16 protein-coding genes are annotated in these 17,141 nt (G+C 71.9%); 5 read left to right on the top strand and 11 right to left on the bottom strand.

All coding sequences use genetic code 11. The features are described from left to right. Positions 1-33 precede the first annotated feature (33 nt). Entirely contained in the window at positions 34-585 is a 552-nt protein-coding gene (locus JJ683_RS19235; protein ID WP_200175447.1) for a MarR family winged helix-turn-helix transcriptional regulator, read from the bottom strand. Positions 586-811: 226 nt separating this feature from the next. Between JJ683_RS19235 and JJ683_RS15490 the strand changes: the two genes are divergently transcribed. After that, the gene (locus JJ683_RS15490) at positions 812-4,342 is read left to right on the top strand and encodes an AfsR/SARP family transcriptional regulator (protein ID WP_200175446.1); all 3,531 of its coding nucleotides are present in this window, start codon (positions 812-814) and stop codon (positions 4,340-4,342) included. Positions 4,343-4,384: 42 nt separating this feature from the next. On the opposite strand, the gene JJ683_RS15485 is transcribed toward JJ683_RS15490, so the two are convergent. The 3 genes from JJ683_RS15485 to JJ683_RS15475 form a co-directional block, all read right to left on the bottom strand. After that, on the bottom strand, positions 4,385-5,242 hold the full coding sequence (locus tag JJ683_RS15485; RefSeq protein ID WP_200175444.1) for an ABC transporter permease: 858 nt from the start codon (positions 5,240-5,242) through the stop codon (positions 4,385-4,387). Further along, the gene (locus JJ683_RS15480) at positions 5,239-6,279 is read right to left on the bottom strand and encodes an ATP-binding cassette domain-containing protein (protein WP_200175443.1); all 1,041 of its coding nucleotides are present in this window, start codon (positions 6,277-6,279) and stop codon (positions 5,239-5,241) included. The genes JJ683_RS15485 and JJ683_RS15480 overlap by 4 nt, the downstream gene beginning before the upstream one ends. A 77-nt stretch (positions 6,280-6,356) precedes the next feature. After that, entirely contained in the window at positions 6,357-6,974 is a 618-nt protein-coding gene (locus JJ683_RS15475) for a TetR/AcrR family transcriptional regulator (RefSeq protein ID WP_307810969.1), read from the bottom strand. Between the two features lie 106 nt (positions 6,975-7,080). Between JJ683_RS15475 and JJ683_RS15470 the strand changes: the two genes are divergently transcribed. Continuing rightward, positions 7,081-8,268 carry a phosphotransferase family protein gene (locus JJ683_RS15470; protein ID WP_200175441.1) on the top strand — a complete coding sequence of 396 codons (1,188 nt, stop codon included), beginning with the start codon at positions 7,081-7,083 and terminating at the stop codon, positions 8,266-8,268. Between the two features lie 56 nt (positions 8,269-8,324). Continuing rightward, entirely contained in the window at positions 8,325-9,488 is a 1,164-nt protein-coding gene (locus JJ683_RS15465) for an Rv3169 family protein (protein ID WP_200175459.1), read from the top strand. Between the two features lie 32 nt (positions 9,489-9,520). Here JJ683_RS15465 and menE read toward each other — a convergent pair whose 3' ends face one another. The 7 genes from menE to JJ683_RS15430 form a co-directional block, all read right to left on the bottom strand. Next, the gene (menE, locus tag JJ683_RS15460; protein WP_200175440.1) at positions 9,521-10,732 is read right to left on the bottom strand and encodes an o-succinylbenzoate--CoA ligase; all 1,212 of its coding nucleotides are present in this window, start codon (positions 10,730-10,732) and stop codon (positions 9,521-9,523) included. A 7-nt stretch (positions 10,733-10,739) separates the two neighbouring features. After that, positions 10,740-11,093 carry a DUF3349 domain-containing protein gene (locus JJ683_RS15455; RefSeq protein WP_200175439.1) on the bottom strand — a complete coding sequence of 118 codons (354 nt, stop codon included), beginning with the start codon at positions 11,091-11,093 and terminating at the stop codon, positions 10,740-10,742. Further along, positions 11,090-11,476, bottom strand: a complete 387-nt coding sequence (locus tag JJ683_RS15450) for a DUF3349 domain-containing protein (RefSeq protein WP_200175437.1) — start codon at positions 11,474-11,476, stop codon at positions 11,090-11,092. The genes JJ683_RS15455 and JJ683_RS15450 overlap by 4 nt, the downstream gene beginning before the upstream one ends. A gap of 19 nt (positions 11,477-11,495) precedes the next feature. Beyond that, positions 11,496-11,753: a hypothetical protein gene (locus JJ683_RS15445; protein WP_200175435.1), complete on the bottom strand. Its 258-nt coding sequence runs from the start codon at positions 11,751-11,753 to the stop codon at positions 11,496-11,498. Further along, on the bottom strand, positions 11,750-13,060 hold the full coding sequence (locus tag JJ683_RS15440; RefSeq protein ID WP_200175433.1) for an inorganic phosphate transporter: 1,311 nt from the start codon (positions 13,058-13,060) through the stop codon (positions 11,750-11,752). The genes JJ683_RS15445 and JJ683_RS15440 overlap by 4 nt, the downstream gene beginning before the upstream one ends. Before the next feature lie 148 nt (positions 13,061-13,208). Beyond that, positions 13,209-14,222 carry a hypothetical protein gene (locus JJ683_RS15435; protein WP_200175431.1) on the bottom strand — a complete coding sequence of 338 codons (1,014 nt, stop codon included), beginning with the start codon at positions 14,220-14,222 and terminating at the stop codon, positions 13,209-13,211. A 384-nt stretch (positions 14,223-14,606) separates the two neighbouring features. Further along, entirely contained in the window at positions 14,607-15,497 is an 891-nt protein-coding gene (locus JJ683_RS15430) for a 1,4-dihydroxy-2-naphthoyl-CoA synthase (protein ID WP_200175429.1), read from the bottom strand. Positions 15,498-15,557: 60 nt separating this feature from the next. On the opposite strand from JJ683_RS15430, the gene JJ683_RS15425 reads away from it, so the two are divergent. Together JJ683_RS15425 and JJ683_RS15420 are read left to right on the top strand one after the other, a co-directional pair. Continuing rightward, the gene (locus JJ683_RS15425; protein ID WP_200175457.1) at positions 15,558-16,208 is read left to right on the top strand and encodes a PaaI family thioesterase; all 651 of its coding nucleotides are present in this window, start codon (positions 15,558-15,560) and stop codon (positions 16,206-16,208) included. Between the two features lie 39 nt (positions 16,209-16,247). Next, on the top strand, positions 16,248-17,141 hold an 894-nt coding region (locus JJ683_RS15420), incomplete at its 3' end, for an o-succinylbenzoate synthase (RefSeq protein WP_200175427.1).

Below are 17,141 nucleotides of genomic sequence, written 5' to 3'. Positions count from 1 at the left end.
TGGTCCGTCCGGTCCGTCGCCGGTGTGCGGGTATCACCTGCGCGGCGGCATTGCGGGCATCGGCAGCGACTCGACGGCGGGCACCCCGCGCGCCTCGGCGAACAGCCGCGAGAAGAAGCTCTCCAGTGCGGGAAGCTCGTCGTCCGTGATGTGCCGTGTGAAGTGTCGACGGATCCCGTCGCGATGGACGCGCGACGCCTCCCGGAGCCGTTCGCGTCCGGTGTCGGTGAGTGAGACCCGGACCCCGCGGCGGTCGGTGCTCACCCGCACGCGTTCGACGAGGTCCGCGGACTCGAGCTTGTCGACAACGCGCGTTAATCCGCTGGTGGTCACCAGCACGCCCTCAGCCAGCTCGCCCATGCGCATGGAGTTGTCCTCACTGTCCCGCAGGCGCAGCAGCACGTCGTATTGCGCGAGGGTCAGTTCCGCTTCCTCTGCGAGCTCCTCACCCAGATCCTGCACGATGGTGCTGTGTGCGAAAAGCATGTTGCGCCACACGCGCAGCGACCGCGCGTCGGCGATCGAGGAATCGGCGATGCCGGCCGTCGGGGCGGTCGCGTCCTGATCGAGAGGGGAGTCGGGCACGGATATCGGTCCTCAGGGCTGGTCGGCGGCCGGGGTCGGCCGGCGGGTCGGAATCGTGCGGTGGTTCTTCCGCGGGCAGCGGGTCGGGGGCGGGGATCGCGTACGGCGGGACGCCGCATAAGAAGAGTAATACTTGCTTTCACAACAATCGTACCCGCGAAAATATCGGTGTGCCCGGGAGATGCGTTCGTCGGGGTGCGGGACGAATACGATAGACGCTGTCGTGGTGGATGACGGGATTGCACAGGTGGATGCGGAGTGGGCCGTGGGCACGGTCGTGGCCGTTCTCGGGCCGGTGTCGGTCCTGCGGGACGGCGCGCTGGTGCCCGTGCCCGGCCGGCGCCCGCGGACGCTCCTCGCGGCGTTGGCCCTCGATGCCGGCCGGTTCACCAGCGCCGCATCGCTGATCGACGAGGTCTGGGGCGATGCGTTGCCCCGGGACCCGATGAATGCGTTGCACACCCAGCTGTCCCGGCTGCGCGCACTGCTCCCTGACGGCGCCCTGGAACAAGGCCCGGCCGGCTACCGGCTGACGCCGGCCCGCAACGGTGTGGACCTGTCGGCTGCGGAGGACGGGATCGACCACGCCGCTGCCGCGGCGCGGAGGGGGGATGCGGCGCCGGCCCTCGCGCTGCTCGATCGGGTCACCGCGCTGATGCGCGGCGTTCCGGGAGACGATCTGCCGGACGGTCCGGTGCGTGACGCACTACGCGCGAGTGCATTCCGGATGCGGAAACGCGCGGAGGCGGTGCACGTCGACGGTGCGATGGCCGCCGGCAGGTACGAGGAGGCATTGCCGCTGCTGCGTGAGCTCTGCGAGCGCCGGCCGATGGATGAACCAGCGCACGCGAAGCTCATGCGGGTGCTCGCGGAGACGGGGCGCGGCAACGAGGCGGTCGCGCTGTACGCGCAGCTCCGGTCGAGGCTGGCGGACGGGCTCGGCACTGATCCGTCCGAGGAGCTGAGCGCCGTGCACGTGGCGATCCTGCGCGGCGAACTGGGCGGTGTGCCGGCCGAAGGCGGTGACGACGATGCGTCGGCGACGGCCGCCGCACCGTGGTCGATCGGGCTGCGCGCGGAGCCGAACGCGCTCATCGGACGCGACGCGGACCTGGCCGCGGTGCACGCGCTCGTCGACTCGTCGCGTGTCGTCACGATTCTGGGCCCTGGGGGTACGGGAAAGACCCGGCTGGCGAACAGGGTGGGCGCGACGCACGCGGAGCACGGCCGGGTGGCGCTGGTGGAACTGGTCGGCGTGCGCAGCGGTGAGGATGTGGCGGCCGCAGTCGCCGGCACACTCGGCCTGGGCGACGCCGAACGGCTGATGATGGAGCCGGTGACGCGCCGGCGGTCGCGTGCAGCGGCGGATCCCCGGGACAGGCTGAAGCAGTCGTTGGCGTCCACTCCCACGCTGCTGATCCTGGACAACTGCGAACAGGTCGTCGGCGCGTGCGCGGACCTCGTCGCCGATCTCACCGCGTCGTGTCCCCACCTGACCGTCCTGACCACGAGCCGCATCCCGCTCATGATCTCCGCGGAGTGGACGTACCCGTTGGCTCCGTTGCCGGTGGCGCACCTGGCTCTCGACGATGGGGGTCGCGGCAGCGGCGGTACGGCGGAGGGGTCGCCGGCGACGGAATTGTTCGCTGCGCGGGCGCGTGCGGTGCGGCCGTCTGTGCGTCTCGACGTTGCGGCGGTGGCGCGGCTGTGCACCGCCCTGGACGGACTGCCGCTGGCGATTGAACTCGCCGCGGCGCGCGTCCGCACCATGAGCGTGGAGCAGATCAACGCACGCCTCATCGACAGGTTCACTCTGCTCAACAGCGGCGATCGGGCGGCGCCGCACCGTCACCGAACGCTGCACGCGGTGATCGACTGGAGCTGGAACCTCCTCGACGCGCGCGAGCAGGACGCGATGCGCCGGCTCTGCTACTTCCCCGGGGGATTCGGGATCGACACCGCGCGCCGGGTGATAGGCGGTATGGACGGCGGGGTCGCGACGGTCGGAGGACGGGACGCCGCAGCGGACTCATCGGTGGACCGTGCGGTGGACGATGCGATCACAGGGCTGGTCGAGCAGTCCATGCTCGAAGTCGCCGAGGTGGACGAGCCGGTGGGGCTGCGGTATCACATGCTGGAGACCGTGCGCGAGTTCGGATTGCAGTTGCTCGAATCCCGGCCCGGAGAGCGCGACGAGGTGGAGGAGCACTTCTGCGAGTGGGCCGCGGAAGCGTCCACGCGGATCACCAAGCAGATCATCCGCGGAGGCACCGCCGAGTCCATGATCGAGATCGAGGTCGAGCACGAGAACCTCGTCTTCGTTTTGCGCGCGGCCCTGGAATCGGGGCGGACCGCGGTGGTGTTGCCGGTGTTCACCGTGCTGTCGGTCTTCTGGTCCATCCGGGGGTCCCACGCGGAGGCGGCTCTGTGGAGCGAGCGCGTGCAGGCGCACTGGAATGCGCTCGAGGCCCGCGCCCAGGGCTCCGGGCAGGAGCGGACGGCGTGGGCACACGACGCGGCGATCGACACCGACGTGCTGTATCTGGCGCTGCTCATCGTCATCGGCTACCAGCTTTTCCTCAACGACCGCCGCGCGATCGCGCGGACGCGTGGCCGCATCCGGACCCTGCAGCGCACCCGGCCGCCGTCCAGTGCGGAGGCCGCGTACCTCGTGCGGCTGGCCACCGTGACGCGGCCGACGCGGCTCGGGCGGATGTTCGCTCGCGGAGCGCGCTCAGGCGACCCCGGAGTGCGGGCCCTCGCCCATTCCTTCCGCGCCAACACGCACGAGAACGCGGGCCGTTGGGCCGCGGCCCGGCGCGACGCGACGGCGGCCCTGGGCCTGGCGCGTCAGCGGGGCGACCGGTGGAGCGAGGGGATGGCCGCGCAGATGCTCGGCCAGCTGTCGGGGCAGGCGGGCCGCCATCGTGAGGCGGTCGACTACTACAGGTTGGCCGCGAAGGTCCTGTGGGAGGTGCACGCCTACGAGGAGAGCATCCAGATGCGCGGGTTCATCGCGGCCGCCTTGGTCGGCGCGGGGCAGCCGGAGGCCGGGCGCCGCGAGGCCCTCGCCGCACGCGGGGCGGGCGAGGTGGTCGGGGCGTCGGCGCCGGGCGGGCGCCACCCCGACTCGCAGTACCGCGCGGCGATCGCGGCGGCGCTGGCGGAGGCGGACCTGGCGGAGGGCGATGTGGACGGCGGTGTGCGCCGGTACTGGGAGGCCGTGATGGACGGCATCGGTGTGCACGGCACCGAGAGGTCGGCGGCCGTCGACCCGTACATGGGTCTGCTCATCGCGGCAGCCACCTGCGCGCATGCGGCCGGGGGGCACGCGGCGGCCGCCTGCAGGCTCGCGGGGCTCCTGGCGCGCGGAGTGGTGCCTCGACTCACCTCCGGCGTCGCGGGCTCGCGGGAGTCGGTGGTGGATCTGCCGGTCACCGCGTCGGTGCTGCTGGCGATGACTGTGGCGGAGTTCGTCGGCGGTGACGCTGCAGGAGATGACGCCGCGGGCGGTGACGGGGGCCCGGATACGGAAGCTTCTGCCAGATTCGCCCGGGAGCTGGCGCTGGCCGAGCGGGCGCACGCGCGGCAGGACTATCCGTCGATGAGCATCGGCCGGTGGTTGGATGCCGCCCGGCGCGCCGCGGGCGATGTGGAGGTGGAGGCGGCGCGGCGGCACGCCGCGGGTCTGGTGGGGCCCGCGCTGATACGCGAGCTTCTGGCCGCGCTGAGCCGCGACCGGCCCGCGCTCGGGTGAGCACGGACCGGCCACGTTCGGGGGTCGCTCCCGACGGGGCCGTCAGGCCTTGCGCATGTAGGCGCGCACGGTGATCGGTGCCATGACGAGCACCACGACGGCGGCCGCTATGAGGGCCCAGGCCACCTCCATGCCCACGTGCCCGTTGTTGGCGAGCTCCCGGACTGCGCTCACGAGGTGCGAGACCGGGTTGACCTTGACGAAGCCCTGCAGCCAGCCGGGCATGGTCTCGACCGGGACGAACGCGTTGGACATGAACGTGAGCGGGAACAGCACGATCATCGACACGCCCTGTACCGTCGACGCCTTGTTCATCACCACGCCCATGAAGGCGAAGATCCAGCTGATGGCCCAGGCGCACACGATCACGAGGACGCCCGCCGCGACGACGCCGAGTACGCCCCCGCCGGGGCGGTAGCCCATGATCAGTCCCACGATGAAGGTGATCACGGTGGCCAGCGTGTAGCGCACCACGTCGGCCGACAGTGCCCCGGACAGCGGCGCGATGCGCGCGATCGGCAGCGATTTGAATCGGTCGAACACCCCCTTGTCCATGTCCTCGCGCAGCTGCGTGCCGGTGACGATCGACGCGGTGATGACCGTCTGCACCAGGATTCCGGGGATCACCAGCGGGAGGTAGTCGTCGACGGCGCCGGAGATCGCGCCGCCGAAGATGTAGGTGAACATCAGCGTGAAGATGATCGGCTGGACCACCACGTCGAAGAACTGCTCCGGGTTGTGCTTGAACTTGAGCAGCCCGCGGTAGGCCATGGTGCGGGTGTGTGCAAGGGTCTGCCGCAGGCTCACGGTGTTCGACGCCTCCGCCGCGCGGCGGGGCACCGCCTGCGTGGCGGGGCGGGTGGGCCGCGGCGGGGCGGTGCTGGTGGTCGTGGCGGTCATGCTGCGTCCCCGTTCTGTGCGGATCCGGCGTCGGCGGTGCCGGGGGTGGCGTCATCGGAGTCGGCCGGCCTGCCGGTGATGGTGAGGAACACCTCGTCGAGGCTGGGCTTCTGCACCGTCAGCTCGGCGGTGGTGATGCCGTGCTCACGCAGGTGGATGAGCAGTTCGGGTGTCTGTCCCGGGTCGATCATCGGCGCAGTGAGCCGGCCCGACTCGGCGGTGACACCCACGGGCGTGTCCAGGGCCTCGGAGATGATCACCCGTGCGCGGTCGCTCTGCGCCGGGTCGGCGAGGGTGATCTGCAGCGACGAACCGCCGATCGACGCCTTGAGGTCGTCCGCGGTGCCGTCGGCCACCACGCGGCCGTGATCGATGACGGCGATGCGGTCCGCGAGCTGGTCGGCCTCGTCCAGGTACTGGGTGGTGAGCAGCACCGTGGAACCGTCGGCGACGAGCCCGCGGATCGTCTCCCACATCTGGCTGCGCGCGTGCGGGTCCAGGCCGGTGGTCGGCTCGTCCAGGTAGAGCAGCGGCGGCGCGGAGATCAGGCTGGCCGCCAGGTCGAGCCGACGGCGCATGCCCCCGGAGAAGTTCTTCAGCGGACGCGCCGCAGCCTCCACCAGGTTGAACTCCTCGAGCAGCTCGGCAGCGCGCCGCTGGGCGTCCCGGCGGCTCAGGCCCAGCAGCCGCGAGAAGACGACGAGGTTCTCGGTGGCGGACAGGTCCTCGTCCACCGATGCGTACTGGCCGGTGACGCCGATGAGCGAGCGCACCGCGGTCGGTGCGCGGCGCACGTCGTACCCGAAGATCCGGGCCTCGCCGGACGTGGCGCGTAGGAGCGTGGCGAGCATACGGATGGTGGTCGTCTTGCCGGCCCCGTTGGGGCCGAGCACCCCGTAGACGGTGCCGGTGGGGACGGTGAGGCTGACGCCGTCGACCGCGCGGAATCCGCCGAATTCCTTGACCAGGTCGACGGCCTCGATGGCCGGCGGGCTTGTGGTGGCGGAACGCGGGTCCGCCAGTTCTGTTGCTGTCATGCCGACCAGCGTGGGGATGCGCGCTTGCAGAACTCTTGCACGCCCTGTGCGCCCGCTTGCAGGCGCCTTGCCGCGCGCTACCCGCGGTCGAGGATGCCGCGCAGCAGGAGGTCGATCATGCGCTTCGCCGACTGCTCCGCGTCATCCGCGTCGCGCAGGCACACGGCGAAAATCGCGGCGCCGGCGACGGCGTCGATGATCGTGTCGATGTCGAGGCCAGGGCGGGCCGCGCCCGCGGCGGCAGCCTCGTCGAGGAGGCGGCCGAGCGCCGCGCGCAGGGGGCCGAGTTGCTCAATGACCAGGCGCCTGTGCAGCTCCGGATCGGATCGGGTCTCGGCGATCAGTCCCGGTACGGCCGCGCGCGCCGCGGGGGCGCCGAACAGTCCGTACGCGCCGGCGACGAGCGTGGAGACCGCGCCGATCAGGTCGTCCGCGGGGAGGTCGCCGGGCTCGACGGACGGGTAGACGGCGTCATGGATGAGGTGGGCCTTCGAGCTCCACCGCCGGTAGATGGCGGGGCGGCTGACCCCGGAGCGCGTGGCGATCGCGTCGATGCTCGTGCGGTTGTATCCGCGCTCCTCGAGCAGCGCACGGGCGGCGTGCAGTGCGGCGGCGTCGATGTCGGGATTGCGCTGCGGGCCCATTCGGTGCGGCCTGCCGTGCACCGGGCCGCGGGCGTATTCCGTGCGCTCCACGTCTTGCCCCCTCGTCTGTGATCCATTGCACATCGCATTCTATGCCGTTACAGTGTGTCACTACTGCAGGGGGATTGCGATACGACGACGTACTCGAGGGGCACTGATGCCGGACGGTTCATCGGACACGCGGACGGATTTCACCGAGGTCGCCCGGCCGTCGGATTCCCGTTCGGACGCGGCCGACCTCGCGGGCCGCTTCCGGCGTTGGCTGGTGGGCGCCGTCGGCGCCGACGCGCGGCCGGAGGTGGGGGAGACGGCGGTCCCCACTGCGGCCGGCATGTCCAGCGACACCGTGCTGATCGACGCGACGTGGACCGCCGAAGGGGCGCGGAACCTGCATCGCCTGGTGCTGCGCATGGCGCCGGGCGAGGACGCGATGCCGGTGTTCCCGTCGTACGACCTGGGCCTGCAGGCGGCCGTGATGCGGGCGGTGGGCGAGCGTACGGCCGTGCCGGTGCCGCGTGTGCACTGGCACGAGCCTTCTGCGGAGCCGCTCGGCCGCGAGTTCCTGGTGATGGACCGGGTGGATGGGGACATCCCTCCGGACGTGATGCCCTACAACTTCGGGTCGTGGGTCTCCGAAGCCTCCCCGGAGCATCGGCGGCGCCTGCAGGAGTCGTCCATCGACGTGCTAGCGCGGCTGCATGCGATGGCGGAACCGGAGCGGTTGCTGAACGGGTCGGCAGGCAGGTCGGCGGTGCCGGCCCCCGCCGACGCGGTGGGCGCCCTGCGCGCGCACCTGGACGGGCAACGCCGCTACTACGAGTGGGCCTCCGAGGGCGGGCCGCGCTCGCCCTTGATCGAGCGCGCACTCGAGCTGCTCGGATCGACGGTGCCGGGGGTGGCCGGACCGGCCGTCCTGTGCTGGGGCGACGCCCGCATCGGGAACATCGTCTACCGTGACTTCCGGCCCGCCGGCGTCCTCGACTGGGAGATGGCGGCGCTGGGACCGCGTGAGATGGACCTGGGCTGGATGATATTCCTGCACAGGTTCTTCGAAGACCTCGCCGCCGCGGCCGGGCTGCCCGGCCTGCCCGGGATGCTCCGCCGTGCCGACGTCGCAGACCACTACGTGCGGTGCACCGGTCACGCGGTGCGGAACCTCGAGTGGTTCGTCACCTACGCCGCGCTGCGCCAGGCGGTGATCATGTACCGGATCCAGCGCCGCACCATCGCCTTCGGGCAGGCGGAGCAGCCCGCGGACCCCGACGACATGATCATGCACCGCGCGAGCCTGGAGGAGATGCTCGACGGCTCCTACTGGCCCGCACGTGCGGAGACCGCGCGGTGACCGGGGTGGCGGGCGCTGCGCCCGGCGGTGCCGCGCCGGGCGTTCCGCTGAGCCCGATGGACGACTATCCGGTGCACCAGATCGCCGAGGTGATCCGGCACGTCGGGACGTCCGACCGCAACTTCTACGACCGCTACTACTTCAACTGCGCCCCGCGTCTCGACGGAGAGGGACCGGCCGGGGCCGACGCGCCGTTCCTTCTCATCATCGGTATGGGCCAGTACCCCAACCTCGGGACTGCGGACGCGTTCGCCGTCCTGCGCCGCGGTGACGACCACCTGGTGGTGCGCGCGTCGAAGGCGCTCGGCGAGGACCGGATGGACACCGCCGTCGGACCGTTGCGCATCGAAGTGATCGAGGGGCTGCGGCGGCTTCGCGTGGTCCTCGAACCCTCGCCCGACAACCCCGATCTGTCCTTCGATCTCACCTTCACCGCCGACGCGCCGGCGCACCTGGAGACCCGGCACTTCGACCGGAGCCTGGGGCGCGTCACCTTCGACACGCAGCGGTTCGTGCAGACCGGCACGTGGTCGGGATCCATCACGGTGGCACAGCAGACGGTGCCGGTGACCGATGCCGGGTGGGCGGGCAACCGCGACCGGTCATGGGGCGTGCGTCCCGTCGGCGAGGCGGAGCCGCCCGGCCGTCGCGCCGAGCCGGCCGAAACCGAGCGCGCCTGCTTCTTCTGGATCTACGCTGTGCTGCGGTTCTCCGAGTTCGTCATCATCACGATCCTGCAGGAGGACGCCGACGGGGCGCGGATCGTCGAGGACGCCGTGCGGTTGTGGCGGGCGCCGGGGCGCGCTCCGGAGCCGTTGGCGTTGCCGGAGCACAGCCTGCGATTCGTGCCGGGAGGCCGCGAGGTGGCCGGCGCGGAGCTCACATTCCAACGACGGGACGGCGCCGGCGGCCTGGGCGAGCCGCTCCGGATCGAATGCACCCCCTCGGTGGCCGGGTACATCGGGGTGGGCACGGGCTACGGACTCGAACAGGACTGGCGGCACGGCATGTGGCAGGGGCCGCTCGCGGTCCAGCAGCTGCGGAGGGCGGTGCCGGAGATCGCGCCGTGGGAACGGATGCTCTGCCCCGTCGACAACATCGCGTGGTGCGAACTGACGGAGGGCGGGCGCACCGAATCCGGCGAGGGGCTGTTCGAGTGCGCGGTGATCGGCGCCTACCCGCGCTACGGCTTCCACGGGCTCGGCGACGTGGCGGAGTAGCGGAGTAGCGGAGGCTTTCCGGCGGCCGGCGCTCAGCCGCCGGTCAACCGGGCGTGCAGCGCCCACCGGTCCACTTTGCCGATCCCGCGCATGGGCAGCGCGTCCACCACGAACATCTCCCGGGGGGCCGCTCGGGGGCCGAGCTCGCGTGCGACGGCGGAGCGCAGCGTTTCCAGCGTCGGGGTCCCCGGGGCCCCGGGGGTTCCAGGGGCGTGCGGCGAAGTGTCCGGAACGATGGCGACCGCGACCCGCCGGCCGAGACGCTCGTCCGGAAGCCCGACGACCGCGCACGCGCGTACGCCCGGCACCCGCTCCAGCACGGCCTCGACCACCTGCGGCACCACGGTGAGCCCGCCCGTGGTGATCGCCTCGTCCAGCCGGCCCGTCACCGTGAGCACGCCGTCGTCGAACTCCCCGGCATCATCGGTGCGAAACCATCCGGGTTCGGCGAACGCGGGATGGCCCGGTGCGCCCAGGTAACCGGCGGCCACCACCGGTCCGCCCAGCACGATCCGGGAGGTGCCCGGGGCGATCCGCACGCGCACCCCGTCCAGCGGCACGCCGTCGTAGACGCATCCGCCGCACGTTTCGCTCATCCCGTAGGTGCGCACCAGCGCCAGCCCGGCGGCCTCGGCGCGTTCACGCAGCGCGGCCGGCGTCGCGGCGCCGCCGACGAGGATCGCGTCGAAGGTGCGCAAGGCGTCCACCGCGCCCGGATGGTCGAGGACCTTGACGAGCTGGGTGGGCACCAGCGACGTGTAGCGGCGGCCGACGGGCATGCGCCGGGTCGCCGCGACGATGTCTTCCGGGTCGAAGCCGCGTGTGACGTCGACGATCACCGGCTCCGTGCCGGCGACGACCGAACGCACCAGGATCTGCATCCCCGCGATGTGGTGCGGGGGCAGCGGCAGAAGCCAGGTTCCCGGCCCGCCGAGCCTGCCGTGCGTGGCGCGTGCACCGGCCACGAGCGCTGGGCCGGGAAGCATCGCGCCCTTGGGGGTGCCGGTGGTGCCCGAGGTGGCGACGACCATCGCCACCGTGTCGTCGACGACGGAACCGGGAGGGAGGGCGCCGGTGAGGCGACCGGACTCGCGGGGGTCGTCGGCGGGGACCGGCAGCAGGGCGTCGCCGCTTCCGTCGAGGGCACGGGCGACGCGGGGCAGCAGCACGGCAGCCCGCGCGGTGGGCGGGACGGGCAGTGCGGCGAGCCGACGGCCTGCCGGCGCGGGGCGGGGGTCGGTCATCGGCGGGTCAGCGATCGCGCCAGGAGTGCTGCTCGCGCGTGGACGAGTGCCGGTCCTGCGGCGACGAGTGCATGTGCGCCAGCGGCCAGCCGCCTTCGACGAGGTGCGCGCGCACCCGGTTGACGTCGCGTTCCGCCGGCATCTCGTTGGTGATCTTCGTGATGAGCACCTGGATGTCGGCCTTGGTGACGGGCAGGTCGCCGCGGGACACGAGCTCGTCCGCCACCATCTCGACCTCGTCGTGCGTGAGGCGGCGTTCGAGCAGCGCCAGCAGCGGGATGTAGTCCTGTTCGGGGACGCCCTCGGGGTAGCCGGCGCGCAGCCAGTCGACCACGGCTCCGACGATCGGTGGAAAACTCAAGCGCTCTCCTCCTCGGTGGGCGCGTTCTCCTCTGCGGTCTCGGCGTCCTGCGCGGCGCCGGAGTTCCGGAGCCACTCGGGGGCGTCGTCGATGCTCTCCGGGTCCGCCAGCGGCCACCCGCCCGCGGCGAGCCGCACCGCGACGCGCTTCACGTCGTCTTCAAGCGGGGACTCGCTGGTGAGGCGGACGATGGTGTCTTCGATCTCCGAGACCTCGATGGGGGTCTCCACGTCCTCGATGAGGGCGTCGACCACCTCACGGATCTCGTCGTCGGTGAGCTTGCGCTGCAGCACCGCGAGCAACGGGAAATAGTCCTTGGGCGGAACACCTTCCGGATAGCCGGCGCGCAGCCATCCGGTCACGGCGGCTATCAGCGGGTGCACACGCCCTCCTTCGTCTCGGTCAGTGCCCACCGGTGATGACGATCGCCGCGATGCCGGCGGTCACCGCGCAGACGACCAGGGCGAAGCAGGCGTAGGCGGCGGCCCGACGGGCGGGCGAGGGGGCGGCGGTGGTGGGGTCGCCGTTCTCGTCGACGCCTAGCGCACCACCGTAGAGGAACTTCAGCCCGACGGCGAACACTGCGGGGATGCCGGCTCCCAGGACGAGGCCCACGGCGATCACCTGCCAGAGCGAATTGAGGGTGTTGGTGAGGCTCATCGTGCGGCTCCCTTGAAGCGTCGCGACCCGCCGCCGACGGTCGCGTGCACTTTGGACGGAGGCGGCTCGTGCGCGACGTCGGCCGCGGCGGCGTGCGGGGTGGAGGCGTGCGGGGTGGAGGCGTGCGGGGGGGAGGAGTGCGCGGTGGGGGTGGCGTCGGGGGATCCGGCCGGCGCGGTGTCGGCGGCCCAGTCGGCATTGACGTTCTCGGCGTTGACCGACTGGCGGCGGGAACGGTTCCACATCCACCCGGCCATGGCGAGCAGGATGGCGAACACGACGATGACGCCCGTGGCGCCTCCGATGTAGTGGGCGAGGGCCCAGCAGGCGGCACCGACGAGGCCGGCCGCCGGCAGCGTGATGACCCACGCGATGGCCATGCGCCCGGCGACGGCCCAGCGCACCTCGGCGCCCTTGCGTCCCAGGCCCGTGCCCATGATCGAGCCCGTGGCCACGTGCGTGGTCGACAGCGGCAGCCCCAGGTGGCTCGACGTGAGGATGATGGCGGCCGACGAGGAGTCCGCCGCCATGCCCTGCGGGGAGTCGATCTCCACCAGGCCCTTGCCGAGAGTGCGGATGACGCGCCAGCCGCCGAAGTACGTGCCCGCGGCGATGGCGATGGCGCACGCGGCCTTGACCCAGAAGGGCATCGGGTCGTCCGCGTTGATGGCGCCGTGGGCGACGAGCGCCAGGAAAATCACGCCCATCGTCTTCTGCGCGTCGTTGGTGCCGTGTGCCAGGGAGATCATGGACGCGGAGCCGATCTGGCCCCAGCGGAATCCGCGGCCGCGCTTTTCGGCGGGGACGCGGGAGGTGATCTTGTAGATCAGGCGGGTGCCGACGGTGGACACGAGGCCGGCCACGACCGGCGCGAGCAGCGCGGGGAGGACGACGCGGGCGAGGACGCCGCCCCACTCGACCCCGGAGGTGCCGAGCGCGGCCAGCGCGGCGCCGATGAGCCCGCCGAACAGTGCATGCGAGGAACTCGACGGCAGGCCGAACAGCCAGGTGGCCAGGTTCCAGATGATGCCGCCCACGAGGCCGGCGAACACGATGAACAGCAGCGCCTCGCCCTGGACCGCGTCGAGGGAGACGATGCCCTTGGCGACGGTGGCGGCCACGGCGACGGACAGGAAGGCGCCGAGCAGGTTCAGGGTGGCCGAGAGTGCGACTGCGACCTTGGGTCGGAGCGCACCGGTGGCGATGGAGGGTGCCATCGCATTGCCGGTGTCATGGAAACCGTTCGTGAAGTCGAACGCCAGCGCGGTGACGATCACGATCGTGAGTACGAGCAACTCTGCAGTCACAGGCCGAGTGTGTGACTCCTCGGCGGAAATGTCTAACCTGCGAATCTCGCTGACCTGGGAGTTGTGGATCGGGTCGGCGAAAGTTCACCCAGAGTTCACCTCGGCGGCCCCTGCGCTTTGCGTTGGCGGCCGGTGGATGTCTGCACCGTCACATTCGCGCAGGCCGCGGCGCGTTTCCGGGGGACTTCGCATCGCCGTCCCCCTTGCCGGCCGCGGCGCCGCCCTGGCCCGCGTATCGGACAGCGGCGCGGACGAGGCCGGTGAGCTCGCTGAGGGGGATTGTGGAGATGCGCCCCGCCGACCTGTCGCTCGTGCCGCGCAGCACCAGCGTGCGCCGGTCCGTCTCGACCTCCGTGAGGCGCAGGTTCCACGGGAGTTCCGGCACAGTCAGCGTGCGCACCCGCAGGCCGGGGATCTGCCGGGGACGTCCGCGCACGCGGGGACGGCTGCTCAGCGCAAGCCGCGACACCCGCAGCTCGGTGGGGGAGAACTGCAGGTTTCCGTCCACCACCTGGGGGAGCACGATGACGTGGCCGAGGCGTTGCGCACGGCTCCAGGACGCCCGCATGACGCCGCCCGCATCGATGTCGATGGTCAGGTCCGGCAGCTGCGTGCGCACCAGCCGTCGCAGCTCGTGCGCGGACAGGCGCAGCTCCACGTCGATGGTGCCGAATTCGAGTGCAGACGAATAGGCGGTGCGCAGCTGGATGTCGCGGCAGTCGACCTCGGCGTGGTCGACATGGACCTGCAGGCCGGGCCTGGGGTCGTCGCCGGTGGCCGGATCGGCCGGGTTCCTGACCCAGTGCAGGTCGGCCGCCGTCGCGCGGATACGCGCGAATTGGCCGCGCGCCAGGCCGAGGGATTCGACCTCGGTGTCCAGTGCGGTGGGCGTGAGCGTGAGCATGCCGTCGCCGGCCCGCATGCGCACGCGCTTGTCCAAGAACTGCTCGGCGACGGTGCGCATCGCGTTCTGGAGGAACTGCGCGGGCGTGAGCGGGACGCTGCTGCCGCTCATCGGGTTGGTGAGCGCCGAGCCGATGTCCGAGCCGAACAGCGACCTGCCCACGCCCAGCCCCATGCCGACGCCGGTGTCGATGACGCGCTCCACGTCGCGCAGGCGCCGCTGCCAGCCGGTGTTGAACGGATCGAACGGGTCGATCATCGGACTCGGCCGTCCGCGGGGTTCGTTCCGCTCATGGTGCTTCTCCGTGGCTCGGGCGTGGCTGCGGCGCGGGTGGCGTCCTCAGACCGGGGTTGCTCGGGGTGGGTCCACTCAGGTTAGTCGCCGGCCGGACCGCCGGCGCCGTTCCGCTGCGCGGGCGGGGGACCGGCGACGAAAGTAGACTGTGCACAGAGGGGCCGAGGGTGCCGAACTGGGAGGTGCCGTTGTGAACACGTACGTGCTGCTCGGAATCGCCACCGCTGCGTACTGGATCAGCGGATGGGACAACCTGAGCCGGACGATCGCGCATTTCATCACAGGGTGAGGGCGGGGGTCCGTCGTGGCAGGGCTCCGCGCAGAGTGGCGCTGTGCTGAGTCCGGCCCTCAGTAGTACCAGGGGTGTCCGGACCAGTCCGGATCGCGCTTTTCGAGGAACGCGTCGCGGCCCTCCACCGCCTCGTCGGTCATGTAGGCCAGGCGGGTCGCCTCGCCGGCGAAGAGCTGCTGGCCCACCAGGCCGTCGTCGAGCAGATTGAACGCGTACTTGAGCATGCGTTGCGCCTGCGGCGACTTGCCCATGATGGCGCGGGCCCACTCGATGCCGACGTCCTCGAGCCGGTCGTGGTCGACCACCTCGTTGACGGCCCCCATCGCGTGCATCTGCTCCGCGGTGTACGCGCGGCCCAGGAAGAAGATCTCGCGGGCGAACTTCTGCCCCACCTGCCGGGCCAGGTACGCGCTGCCGAACCCGCCGTCGAAGCTGCCCACGTCGGCGTCGGTCTGTTTGAAGCGCGCGTGCTCGCGGCTGGCCAGCGTCATGTCGCAGACCACGTGCAGGCTGTGTCCGCCGCCGGCGGCCCAGCCGTTCACCAGCGCGATCACGGGCTTGGGCATCATCCGGATCAGGCGCTGGACCTCGAGGATGTGCAGGCGGCCGGCCCGCCCCTTGTCGACGGTGTCGGCGGTCTCGCCCGCCGCGTACTGGTACCCGCTACGGCCGCGGATGCGCTGGTCGCCGCCCGAGCAGAAGGCCCACCCGCCGTCCTTGGGGCTCGGGCCGTTGCCGGTGAGCAGCACCGTCCCCACGTCGGCGCTCATGCGAGCGTGGTCCAGTGCGGCGTAGAGCTCGTCGACGGTGTGCGGGCGGAATGCGTTGCGCACGTCGGGGCGGTCGAATGCCACGCGCACGGCGCCGAGCTCGCGGTGCCGGTGGTAAGTGATGTCGCTGAAATCGAAGCCGGGGACGGACTGCCAGTACTCAGGATGGAATGTCACGCCATGAGGATAGGCCGCCGCCGCGGAAGCCCGTCCGGTTAGCGTGCAGGCATGGAAGAGATGACGCGCGCCACCGGCGCCGACGATGCCGTGCGGGACGACGGCGACACGCCCCGGGGCGGATTTCCCGTGTTCAGCGCGGCGCCCGAAGATGGCGGGCCGCACTTCGGCCGGTTCGTCGCCGCGATGCGCGACCTGCAGGATCTCGCCGTGTCCGCCGCCCCGGAACCGGAAGTGTTCGGCGCGGCGGCGGACAAGGCGGAGGAGCTCGCAGCGATGCTGCGCCCGTACGCCGCGGAGGAGGGGAAGTCGCCGGCCAACCGGTCGGTCGGGCTGCCGGGCCGCGGCAGCCTGCTCATGCTGCCGTGGACGCTCACCGGGCTCGAGCCCGGGCGCGTCACGGCGTCGGGGGTGTTCCGCCGCTACCACCTGGGCGGCAACGGGGCTGCGCACGGCGGGGTGCTGCCGCTGCTGTTCGACGACGTGTTCGGCATGGTGACGCACGCGCAGGGGCAGCCGGTCTCGCGCACCGCCTACCTCACCGTCAACTACCGGAACGTCACGCCGCTGGACAAGGAACTCACGGTGGAGGCGACGGTGGACTCGGCCGACGGCCGCAAGACGTACGTCTCCGGCAGGCTGTGGGACGGCGGGACGCTGCTGGCCGATGCGGACGCGCTGATGGTGCGCCTGCGGCCGTGGCAGCCGTGAGCAGGACGCGACGGTGAGGAGAGGGAAGGGGACGGGCCAGTGAGTGTGCTGCCCCGACTGGACGTGGTGCGCGACGGCGCGGCGGTGGTGTCGCTGCCGATGACCGTGCGCTTCCGCGGCATCACCGAGCGCGAGGTGATGCTGATCCGCGGCCCGCACGGCTGGGGCGAGTTCGGCCCGTTCCCCGAGTACGCCGACGGGGAGGCGTCGGCGTGGTTGGCGTCCGCGATCGAATCCGCCTGGCGGCCGTGGCCGCGGCCGCTGCGCCCGGTGGTGCCGGTCAACGCGACGGTTCCGGCGGTGCCCGCGGCGCAGGTGCCCGAGGTGCTGGCGGCGTTCCCGAGTGCGGGCACGGCGAAGGTGAAGGTGGCAGAGCGGGGGCAGACCCTGGCCGACGACGTCGCTCGGGTGGCGGCTGTGAGGGAGTTGGTCCCGGTGGTGCGCGTGGACGCCAACGGGGGCTGGTCGGTGGCGGAGGCCGAGCGCGCGCTGCGGGCGCTGAGCGCGGACGGGCCTCTCGAGTACGCGGAACAGCCGTGCAGCACCGTCGGCGAGCTGGTGGAACTGCGCGCCCGCGGCACGCGCGTGCCCATCGCCGCCGACGAATCGATACGCAAGGCCGACGACCCGCTGCGCGTGGTGCGGGCCGGGGGCGCGGACATCGCCGTGGTGAAGGCCGCTCCGCTCGGCGGCATCCGGCGCCTGCTGGCCATCGCGGAACAGGTGGGGGTGCCGGTCGTGGTCTCCAGCGCCATCGACTCCGCGGTGGGTATCGGCTCCGGCCTCGCAGCCGCCGCGGCCCTGCCGCAGCTCGCGCACGCCTGCGGGCTCGGCACGGGCGGGTTGCTGAGGGAGGATGTGGCCCCGCCGCGGGGCCTGGTGGCGGACGGCGCCGGCGGCCTCGGCCTCGCCGCGGGCAGGACCGAGCCCGAC

It is taken from the genome of Tomitella cavernea (assembly GCF_016599145.1).
Taxonomy (GTDB): Bacteria; Actinomycetota; Actinomycetes; order Mycobacteriales; family Mycobacteriaceae; genus Tomitella; species Tomitella cavernae.
This window is presented reverse-complemented; position numbering and strand designations above follow the sequence as displayed.